The organism is Parolsenella sp. (assembly GCF_982402205.1).
The window spans coordinates 1-10,719 of the sequence record NZ_CEVYAT010000043.1 but is presented as its reverse complement, the minus strand read 5'-3'; the positions used below and the strand labels follow the sequence as shown (position 1 = coordinate 10,719).

The following is a 10,719-nucleotide window of genomic DNA, read 5'->3' as shown; positions in this document are numbered from 1 at the left end:
CAGGTGCACCCCGATGAGACCTACGCCCAGGCAGCCGAGGGCGACCACGAGAAGGCCGAGTCCTGGTACATCCTCCACGCCGAACCGGGCGCCGAGCTCATCGCCGGCTGCACCACGAGTGACGTGGACGCTCTGCGCGCGGCCGCGGCAGACGACACGATAGGCGACAGGTACGGCAGGCGCGTCGAGATGCACGAGGGCGACTTCATCCTCATTCCCGCAGGTACGATGCATGCGCTGGGACCGGGTATCTTTGCCGTCGAGATTGGCTCGTTTGGCAACACCACGTATCGCCTGTGTGACTGGGGCCGCGGCCGCGAGCTGCACGTCGACAAGGGGTTCGACGTGCTCAAGACCGACAACGAGGCCACGGTCGAGCACCTGGGGGTTTACGACGAGGCGGCCGGCACACGCGTGCGCCGAGGCGTGACCCACCGCCTGTTCGAGTCGAACGTGGTAGACGTCGCTGGCGAGTGGCACGTCGAGAAGGGCACACGCTACCAGATTCTCACCTGTGTCCACAGCACGGCCACGGTCGAGACCAGCGAGGGCACGGTTGAGCTGGGGTACACGCGCTCGTGCGTCATCCCGGCTTGCGTGCGCGAGTTCACCGTGCGCGGCAACTGCCGCGTGCTGCAGAGCTACCGCCCCTAGAGAGGAAGCCCCATGAAGCAGAAAGTGGCCGTTACCGGCGCCAGCGGTTATCTGGCAAGCCTCGTGCAGAGGTACAACGGCGACAAGTTTGAGTTTGTGCGCGTGAGCCGCTCCGATGTGGACTATTCCAAGCCGCAGGAGCTTCGCTCGTTCTTTGAGGGCCTCGACTTTGACGTGATGTTCCACACGGCCGCCAACGCCACGACGGCAGACTGCGAGAACGACCCGGCCGGCACGCACCTTGTCAACTGCGACTCGGCCATCGAGATTGCCAAGGTGTGCGAGGAGCGCGGCAAGCGCATGCTGTTCATCTCGACCGAGCAGCTGTTCAACGGCAAGAGCGAGCCCGGGCCGTTCGACGAGAGCGTGGAGCCCAGTTGCGTCACCAACTACGGCATCCAGAAGTCCGAGGTAGACGCTTGGCTGCAGGCCAACTCGAGCGATTACGTGACGCTGCGCCTCTCGTGGATGTTTGGTATGGCGATGCCGGGCGTGAGGCCCTCGCCCGGCATCGTTGGCAACGTGCTGCGCGCGATGCGCACGCGCACGCCCACCATGTTCACCGTGAACGAGAAGCGTTGCATGACCTATGCGCAGCAGCTGGCAGACAACTTCGCGAGCATCTGCGAGCTCGAGAGCGGCACGTATCACTTCGCGGCCGCAAACGGGCACGATGCCAGCGACGGCATGAGCACCTACGAGTGCGCCAGGCTCGTCGCGAGCAAGTTTGGCTATGGCGAGGATGAGGTCGAGCGCTACATCCTTCCCAACACCGAGCGCTACGCGGACCGTTTCCGCGACTTTAGGCTCGATGCCGGCAAGATCGCCCGCTGCGGCATCGAGCTTGGCACCTTCGAGGACAACGTCGACCACTGCCTCGCCGACTTTGGCTGGGCGTAGGCCGCCATTTGCAGAAACTCACAAGCCGGGGAGGGCGCGTTCGCGCCCTCCCCGGCTTCGTTTAGGCCATCTACCAAGCAATTACTCCCTTAATTGGTCGTTCGACCGAGTTCTGAACGGCATATTCGCATATTAAGGGACTTATTCCAAACTGCCGTATTTTAAAATCGCTGGTAGACGAGTTGGTCATTCCCACCCGTCTACCAAGCAGCCTCCCCCAGCGGTTTATTTCGACCCAAAGGTCGTTCAGAACTCGGTCGAACGACCATTTTTATTCCCCGAGCTTCGGTAGATGATTTGTTACAGCTCCCAGATACCCAAGTCATTCATCATTTGAGCCCGATGCGCCCGCATCTGTGCACTCAGCGGCGCCCTTTCCAGCCGCAGCCCCGACCTTCTTTTAATCAGTTCAGCAACGCCATCGACCTTCGATTCGTCTGCGATCTGCCTGGCCGCCACAAAGACGCAGGAATACCCCATCTGCATCAGGGCATTCTGCCTCGCCTCGTCACGGGACCTTCCCTCGTCGGCGGTATGCCATTCTTTTCCCTGGTACTCGATGTCGAGCTTTGCCTTCCGATAAAACAGGTCAGCAACAAGATACGAACGCCCGCACTGGCGCGCTGCTGATTCGCTCAACTCAATCTCAACGTTGAGCTCTGGCCTCGGACAGCCCCAGCCACCCAGCCTCCGCGGCAGACTTAGCATCGCGGCCAAGGCGGTTTCCCTCGGAGAAGCCGAGTTGTCCATGCAGCACCTGGCAGCCTGCCGCGCGGCGTCGAGCCCGCGGATCCTGCCAACGATGCTCACAAGATGCCCAATTCTCGCGGTGGTTGTCACGGGAACCACCCCATACTCGCAGCCGCGCACGCCATCGCACGAATAGGTTCCGCAGAGCTCCATCGCTAGGGCAAGCGTCTTGTAAAAGCCAAGGCCAGAAGCCACCTGCATCAGCGCAACCTCAGGAGCCACGACGTAAACGCCCGGCTCGGGACAGCAGATGAGCCCATCGGGAACGGGACCCTTCCACACATGGCACCTAGCACCCGCCGACGCACGGCGGGCGGAGTCCTTACCAACAACTATGTCGAGCGGGCCATCAAGCCCCAACGCGGCAGACGCATGGGCAATGCGGGGCGCCACGTCATGCGGAAGCTCGAGAGGAAGCAGCGAGCAGTCGGCCCAGACGCTCTCGGTGTCGATGCTAGCAAGCATGTCGTCGAGATACAGCTCCCCAAGCAGCTCCTTTGTCATCCCGGCATTCGAGCGGCGCACGTTGGCCCAAAACCTCAGTGCGCTCTCGTGCCCAACCACAATCGAAGACCCACGCTGCGGCCGCACGAGGCCAGAGCCGTAGACGCCGCCAAAACCAATCCCCTCGCACATCGCTTCCCCTCCCCAAATAGTTGGGGAGATAATACGCGCCCGCAGCCACCCGGGGCATGAAAAAGGGCGGCGGCCCCGCGAACGGTGCCGCCGCCCCAAAACCTGTGAAACCGGCCTACCTACCGGCGGCGCGGCGGGCCTGCCACTCCTCGGCAAGCTTGGCCTGCACGTCGTGGGGAACCTGCTCGTAGCCCTCGAGCTCGAGGGTGAACTCGCCGGTGCCGCGAGACAGCGAGCGCAGGCGCGTGGCGTAGTCGAGCACCTCGGCGTAGGGAACGCGCGCCTGGATGACGGTGGTGCCGCGCTCGCCGGCGTCCATGCCCTCGATGCGGCCACGGCTAGCGCTGACGTCGCCCATGATCGAGCCGGCGTAGTCCTCGGGTACGGTGACCTCGAGCTTTGCCATGGGCTCAAGCACAACGGGCTCGGCGTCTGCGGCAGCCTTCTGAAAGCCGATGCGCGCGGCGGTCTTGAATGCCATCTCGTTGGAGTCGACGGAGTGATAGCTGCCATCGTAGCAGGCAACGCGCACGTCGATCATGGGATAGCCGGCGACGACGCCCTCGCGCATGGTCTCCTGCACGCCCTTGTCGACGGCCGGGATGAGGCCCTTGGGAATGCGGCCGCCCACGACCTCGTCGACGAACTCGTAGCCGCCGCCCGGGTTGGGCTCGAGGCGCAGCCAGCAGTCGCCGTACTGGCCGGAGCCGCCGGTCTGCTTCTTGTGTCGACCCTGGGCACTCGAGGTGCGGCGGATGGTCTCGCGGTACGGCACGCGAATGGGCACCACGTGCGCCGAGACGCCGGCGCGGGCGGCCATGCGGTCGAGCAGGACGGACACCTGGGCCTCGCCCAGCGCGCTGATGACGGTCTGGCCGGTCTCCTCGTTGCGCGTGACCTTCATCGTGGGATCGGCGTCGCAGGACTTCTCGAGGAAGCTGAACAGCTTGTCCTCGGTGCCGCGCTTGTCGGGCTCGATGGCCACCTGGTAGAGCGAGTTGGGGAAGCGGAACGCCGCGGCCTCGACCTTGCCCGTCACGGACAGGGTGTCGCCCGCCATGGCAGAGATCTTGGGCGCAACCACGATGTCGCCAGCAACCGCGCTCGAAACCTCGGTCATGTCGCGGCCAACCATGCGGTAGATGCGCGCGAGGCGCTCGGGCTTGCGCGTGCGGGCGCAGGTAAGCTCGAGGCCCGGGGTGAACGTGCCGGCAAGCACCTTCACGAGGGCGAGGCGGCCGTTCTGCTGGTCGTTGAGGACCTTGAAGACAAAGCCAACCGGGCGGTCGTCGTCCTCGTCGATGTCGAGGTAGTCGCCGTTGACCAGCGGCACCGAGCCAAAGTCGCTCGCCGCGGGGAAGTAGGTCTCGATGTCGTCCATGAGGCTCGTGACGCCCTCCTCGCGCGTGCACGAACCGGCAAAGACCGGCACGAAAATGCGCTCGGCGATGGCCTTGGCGAGCAGGCCCTCCAGCTCATCCTGGGTGAGCTGGCCATCGCCCTCGAGATACTTGAGCATGAGCTCGTCGTCGGCCTCGACCACAAGCTCGCAGAGGTGGGCGCGAGCCTCGTCGGCGGCGGCGCGCATGTCGTCGGGGATGTCGCAGACGACCGGCTTGCCGTTGCCGTCAAGGTGACGGGCCCGCATGCGAATGACGTCGATGATGCCCTTGAAGTCGTCGCCCACGCCCCACGGCAGGGTCACGGCACCCAGGCGCTGGCCAAAGCGCTCCTGCAGCGCAGCGAGCGTGGCGGCGTACTGGGCCTCGGAGCGATCAATGCGGTTCACGAAGACGGCGCGGGCAAGCGACAGATCCTCGGCCGCATACCACAGACGCGTGGTGATGGCGCCGGGGTCGCCGGCGGCGTCGACGACGAAGACCGCGGTCTCAACGGCAGACATCGCGGCGTAGGCATCGCCAACAAAGTCAGGGTAGCAGGGGGCGTCGATGACGTTCAGGCGCGCGCCGTTCCAGGGAACGGGCGCCATGGCGAGCTTGATCGAGAAGGAGCGCTTCTCCTCCTCGGGGTCATAGTCGAGCGTGGGCTTGGTGCCCTTGTGGCCGCCCAGTCGGGTCGTGACGCCCGAAAGGTGGAGCATGGCCTCGGCGAGCATGGTCTTGCCCACGCCGCCTTGGCCGACGAGGGCAACGTTTCTAATCTTCTCGCTCATGATGACTCCCTCCGTTGAGGTCCACGTGGCACAGACGGGAGGGAGAATCGCCGCAGTTGGCGCACCCAAACCGCTGCTTGGGTGGGCGCGCGGCCCACATACGCCACGGCATTCGTTGGATTAACCGTACCCAATCGGATACGGGACAAAAAGGCGTCTCGCCGCCTGTACGGCGAACGGGGCGCGATTGCGGGCGGGCGGCGTGGCCACCCCTTGGTTGCCTTGTGCGAGAAGAGCGCCGAACGCTCATCTTGCGAGAGGGGCGTGCGGGCGAAGTGAGCGGGACGGCGAGGATTAGCATGGCCGCACAAACGCGAGCGCGCGCAGGTCGCCGATGATCAGCGTGGCCGCACAAACGCGTGCGAGCAGGGCAACGAGGACGAGCGAGGGCGCAAAACGTGAGCGTGAGCAGGGCGATAGAATCCAGCCACGCCGCCAGACCCCACGGCCCGCTACTTGTGGGAGGAGTGCGGAGGCGCCGGGAACAGCAGGCGCACGTCGAGGCGGCAGCCCAGGGCGTTCGCGACGGCCTCCATCGTGGCGACTGTCGCGTTGCCGTTGCCCTGCTCGAGACGGCTCACGCAGGACTGGTGCACGCCCGACAGGCGCGAGACCTCGACCTGCGTGAGGCCGGCCTCGGCACGGGCGTCGGCGAAGGCCTGGCCCACCTTGCGCATTAACTCGCTATCGTCGCTTCGAATTCGAGCCACGGCGCGTCACCGCCACCGCGGCTGGGAGACGCGGGAGCAACAGGGGCAACGGCGCTCAAGCAGACGCCATTTACCTCTGAGGCACCCCCCCCCCGAACTTCTTCGAACAGGAGGGATATACGATGTTGTCTAGCGCTCGTCCTTGGCGAGTGCATCATCGCACTCCAGAACACGGATGCCCTCCTGCGTAACCTCGTACTCGTTCTCGAGCTGACCGCCGTTGCGAAGGAAGCGCGCCTGCACGCTGATAAGTCCCTTGTGCTCGAGCGAACGAATGACGTTTCGCACCGTAGCCAAGCTGCATGAAAAATCCGCTGATAGCTGGCCGACACTCACAACGGTCGAGTTCACCCGGGCAATCTGCCGCAACACCGCAAGCTCTCGCTCGTTGATGCGCACGCCGGCCATGGCGCTGACCTTGGCTCGCTTGGTCATGGATCCCCCCGAATCCCTACCGATTCCTGCGACGGAACTTGGATGCTGTCGCGCGGACGAGGACGGCAGGTCTGACTGGTTCGGGAACTCGGTGGCGTTGCATGGCCTGGCTCCTTGTTTCGAAACGTGATTCTTGGATGTCGGCCGTGATGCATATTTCAATCGACATTCAGAATATGCAGGTGGCACCTTCCCTTCTTTACGCTAGTAATTCGAACCTTTTACCTGCGGAAATATGACTTATATGCATATTGAGGGACAGACGTGCTAAACGATGGCGCTACATGAAAAGGGGCCAGCCGCTCAATTGCGACTGGCCCCTCCTAAGAATCTGCCTGCCCCTCGAGGGGAACAGCCCCAAGCGTTACTTCCTGCGCTTGGCAATCACAAGGCCGGCGGCCACGCAGATCACAGCGGCAGCACCAAGCACAACGGGGACGGTGGCGTTGTTGGTGTCGCCCGTCTGGGGCATCTGCTTGTCGTTGCCCTGCTGGGCGCCACCCTGGTTGTCCTTCTCCTCCTGCTTGGGAGCGGTGTAGGAGTTGGTGAACGTGGGGTTGTCGCCCTCGACGGAACTCACCGTAAGCTGGCCCTTGCCGTCGTCGGTCACGACGACCTTGACGTCATGGCTGGAGCCGTCGTAGGTCACGCCCTGCTGGCCATCATTGACCTCGCAAATCTGGAAGCTGTAGGTGCCGGCCTGGTTGAGCGCCAGCGCACCAAAGCTTACGGTGCCGTCGGCGGCGTTCTTGCCGCGGGCAACGACCTGGCCCTTGTTGAGCACCTCAAAGCCAAACTGGCCGTCGGCGAGCTGGGCGCCCTCGAGCACCTTGGTGGCGGAGAGGCTCACGCTCGCAGGCGCGGCGGCATAGCTGTTCTTAAACACGATGGCGTCGGCGTCGCTTGAGGCCTTGGCAACAAGCTGGCCCTTGCCATTGTCAGCCACGGTGACCTTCACCTGGTAGGTGCTGGCGTCGTATATCACGCCGCCCTTGCCGTCGTTGACCTCATGGACGGTGTAGGTGTACTCGCCCGGCGTGGTGTACGTGACGTTCTTGAACACAACGGTGCCGCTGGCGTCGTTGGTGGCGGTGGCCGCCTGCTTGCCATTGGCGTCGATGAGCTCAAAGGTGAAGTCGTCGTCCTCGAGGGCGCGACCATTGAGCTGCTTGCTCACGGTGATGTCGTTGGAGACGCTGTAGCTCGCGGACGCGGCGGCGTAGGTGTTCACGAACGGGTCAATCGGACTCATCTCGGCGGTCATGGAACCGTCGGCATTGTCGGTAACGGTAATGGTGAAGGTCTTGGAGGAGGGGTCGTTGGTGACGCCCGCCTTGGAGCCAGACTCGCTGACCTGGTAGGTGAATGTCTTGCTCATCTCGCCACCGAGGTTGGCCTTGGTGAAGGTGATGGCGTCAAAGGAGACGTTGCCGGCCTCGTCGTTGAAGACGGTGGCGGCAGCGGGCAGAGGGCCGTCGCCGGTGATGGTGAACGAGAAGTCGTTGGCATTAAGGTCGGGGGCCTTGACGCCCTCCTGTTTGCAGTCGAGCTGCTTGAAGGCCATGACGTTAACCGTGGCATCGCTGGGCTTGTAGGCGTTGGCAAAGGCGAGGCCGCCATCGGGCAGGCTCACCTGGGCCACCAGGGCGCCGTCCTTCTCGACCACGTCGATCTTGACCTGCAGCGTGGAGGTCTGGGCGGTGATGCCCTTGTCGGCAAGTCCGTCGGTGACCTCGGCCACATCGTAGTAGTAGGTGCCGGGCGCGTCGAAGGTGATGTCGCCAAAGTGGAAGTCGCCCGCAGCGTCGTTCTTAGCAGTCGCCTGCGTGGAGGCAGGGGCGTCGCCGCACGGCTTGATGGTGAAGTTGAACTCGCCGGCGACGAGGGTGCGGCCCGTGAGGGTCTTGGTGCCCGCAAGCTCGGTGGCGCCATTGACCGTGACGGGCCAGGCCTTGTGGGTGTTAGTGACCGAGAGGTTCAGGCCATCGGCCGCGACGGCGGTGGTGTAGTTGGAAAGGTCACCATCGGTCTCGCGTGCGCCCCAGGCGGAGGCGTCGGCGGGGTTGCCCGTCACGGTGACGGTGCTCGTCCAGTTGTTGCTGGCAGAGAGCTCGACAGGCGTGCCATAGTCGGCGCCGTTGCGCGTGACCTGCACGTGGACGGGCTGGGTAGCGCGGGCGTCATCGCGGGCGTTCTCCCAGGTCTTGGTCACCGTGAGCTGCTTGGCGGGCAGGGCGATGGTGGGAATGTCGTAGTCCGCATAGAGCGTGTCGCTCACAACGTCGGTGGCACCGGTGCGCTTGGTGACGGTCTTGTACTCGAGCGTCGTGGCGTCGTGGTCGATGTTGACGTTGGTGGGAACGGGGTTCGTGAGCGTACCCGCGGCAACCGCGTCATAGGCGTCCGCCGTGGGCCTGATGTCGAAGCTGACGGTGTAGGTGGCATCGGCCTCGAGCTCGCCCTCGCCGGAGAGGTCGACCGTAAGCTTCTTGCCGTCGACCTTGGCCACGGCACCGGCAACGGGGCTCGTGCCCGAGGCGTCGGTCTTGGTGATGGTCGCGGAGGCAAGCGTGCCATCTGCGGAGACGGCATCCTTGAAGTCGACGTAGTCGGAGAGCTGGTCAACGATCTTGACGTCGCGGTAGTAGCACGAGTTGGTGATCGTCTGGGCAATCTCGGCAAACGCGTCGTTCAACTTGTCGGCGTCGGTACCGTCGAGGAAGTCGCCGGTGACGTCGTTGGCGAACTTGGTCATCGAGGCGTTGGCGGACGTGTCGCCACTCACGGCAAAGAGCTGGACGGTGTCAACGTCGCGCTTGTTGGCCTCGGTCACGGCGCTGTTGTAGTTGGCGTTGTAGGGATCGTCGTTGCCGGAGCCGTGAATGCCACGCGGGGTATTCCAGGTGTCGTCCTCGTCATAGGCAGGAACCTTGTGAAAGCCCTCGCTGAGCGAAAAACCCAATTTTGTACCCGTCTGGACCGAGCTGATGCGATACGTCGGTGCGCCATCGGAGAAGAACACGACGTACTTCCTGGCATCGGTACGGCCGCTGTTCTGGGCGTTGGCCTTCTGCAGCGCCTCCTCCCAGTTGGTACCGCCCTCTGCCTTCAGAGCATCGATGGCTTGGGTCGCGTCGCCCGCGTTGGCCGTGAAGCTCGTGGGATTGCTGGCCCTCGTGTCAAAGCTGATGACCGAGACCTGAATCTGCTTCGAGGCATCGAACTTGGCGTTGTCGCCGGTGAGCAGCTCGTCGATGAGGGTCTTCGCTGCCCTCTTGACGTTGTCGAGCTTGCCGTTGTCATTCATCGAGCCCGAGGTGTCGATGACGAGGACAACGTCTGCCGGCGTGCTCTCGAACGAGCTCTGAGAGTCTCCCTTGACAGTGAGGCTCAGCTTGTAGGTGCCGTCGCCGTTGTCGGTGACGGTCTTGGCGTGGTCGGGCTCGTCCAGGCTCACGTCGGCCGCATAGGCATACGTGGCGGGCAGGGCGGCGCCCAGCACGAGTGCAAGGGCCGCGGCCAGCGCGCACGCCAGGACACCTCCCCAGCGCCTTGTCTTTCTTCTCTCCATAGGGTCCCTCTCCCTCGCCAAGCAAGGGTCCGTCCCTGTGCCTGAAGCTGGCTATACAGGGTCGAAGTTAAGGGACACAGCAATCTACCTGCGGAAATATAACTTATATGCATATCGCGACATAACCAAGCACTTTACTGGCATTTTGGGAGGAGTAGACCGGGCGTAGCTTCGCGGACGCATTGGACAGAGAAGGTCTGGCTGGAGCGAGCCAAGCGCAACAAGCGCAGAGACCGGACAAGCGTCATCGTCCCCTCGCCCAGCACCCCCCCCTCGCACAGAAAAGGGGCCAGCCGCACACGCAGCTGGCCCCAAAGGCTCATCTATTCGATTGGTAAAGAAGCCCGCGAGACTACACGCGGGCCTCGGTGTTCCACCAGTCGCCCAGCTTGGCGATGTTTCCGCGGATGTGCTCGCAGCTGGCGTGGAAGGCGGCCTTCTCACGCTCGTTCAGCGGCAGCTCGAAGGTCTCCTCGATGCCGTTGGCACCCACGACGCACGGGATGGAGGCAAAGTTGCCTTCCTCGCCATGCTCGCCGGTGAGCAGCGTGGAGCAGCAGGTCACGTAGTGCTCGTTGCCCAAGATGGCTTGGACGAGACGGACGGCGGCCTGGGCAACCGCGTACTCGGTGCAGCCCTTGCCGGCGTAGGTAACGTAGCCGCCCTGGCGCGCAAGGTCCTCGACCTCGGCCTGGTCAAAGCCAAAGCGCTCGGGCTGCTCGGCGGCAAGCTCGGCGAGCGTCTTGCAGCCAAAGCTCACGCACGACATCGCGGCGAACTGCGACGCGCCGTGCTCGCCCAGCATGTAGGCGTTGATCGAGTGCTGGTCCAGGCCCACCTTGGACGAGATGGCGTTGCGCAGGCGGGCAGAGTCGAGCGCGGTGCCCGAG

8 protein-coding genes are annotated in these 10,719 nt (G+C 64.0%); 2 read left to right on the top strand and 6 right to left on the bottom strand.

Annotated features, from left to right (window positions below; all coding sequences use genetic code 11):
• Both AC1VTH_RS03880 and AC1VTH_RS03875 read left to right on the top strand, forming a co-directional pair.
• On the top strand, window positions 1–654 hold a 654-nt coding region (locus tag AC1VTH_RS03880), incomplete at its 5' end, for a class I mannose-6-phosphate isomerase (protein WP_481334797.1).
• Window positions 655–666: 12 nt separating this feature from the next.
• On the top strand, window positions 667–1,554 hold the full coding sequence (locus AC1VTH_RS03875) for an SDR family oxidoreductase (protein ID WP_481334796.1): 888 nt from the start codon (window positions 667–669) through the stop codon (window positions 1,552–1,554).
• Between the two features lie 300 nt (window positions 1,555–1,854).
• Here the strand turns inward: AC1VTH_RS03875 and AC1VTH_RS03870 are convergent, their stop codons facing one another.
• The 6 genes from AC1VTH_RS03870 to AC1VTH_RS03845 form a co-directional block, all read right to left on the bottom strand.
• A complete protein-coding gene (locus AC1VTH_RS03870; RefSeq protein ID WP_481334795.1) occupies window positions 1,855–2,808 on the bottom strand; it encodes a hypothetical protein in 954 nt (317 codons plus the stop codon).
• A 247-nt stretch (window positions 2,809–3,055) separates the two neighbouring features.
• Window positions 3,056–5,113, bottom strand: coding sequence for an elongation factor G (locus AC1VTH_RS03865; protein WP_481334793.1), 2,058 nt, complete (start codon window positions 5,111–5,113; stop codon window positions 3,056–3,058).
• Between the two features lie 452 nt (window positions 5,114–5,565).
• Window positions 5,566–5,790: a helix-turn-helix domain-containing protein gene (locus tag AC1VTH_RS03860; protein WP_481334791.1), complete on the bottom strand. Its 225-nt coding sequence runs from the start codon at window positions 5,788–5,790 to the stop codon at window positions 5,566–5,568.
• 162 nt (window positions 5,791–5,952) lie between these two features.
• Entirely contained in the window at window positions 5,953–6,258 is a 306-nt protein-coding gene (locus tag AC1VTH_RS03855; protein WP_481334789.1) for a hypothetical protein, read from the bottom strand.
• A gap of 364 nt (window positions 6,259–6,622) precedes the next feature.
• The gene (locus tag AC1VTH_RS03850) at window positions 6,623–9,829 is read right to left on the bottom strand and encodes a Spy0128 family protein (RefSeq protein ID WP_481334787.1); all 3,207 of its coding nucleotides are present in this window, start codon (window positions 9,827–9,829) and stop codon (window positions 6,623–6,625) included.
• A gap of 352 nt (window positions 9,830–10,181) precedes the next feature.
• Window positions 10,182–10,719: Rossmann-fold NAD(P)-binding domain-containing protein (locus AC1VTH_RS03845; RefSeq protein ID WP_481334785.1), on the bottom strand; the 538-nt coding region annotated here is incomplete at its 5' end.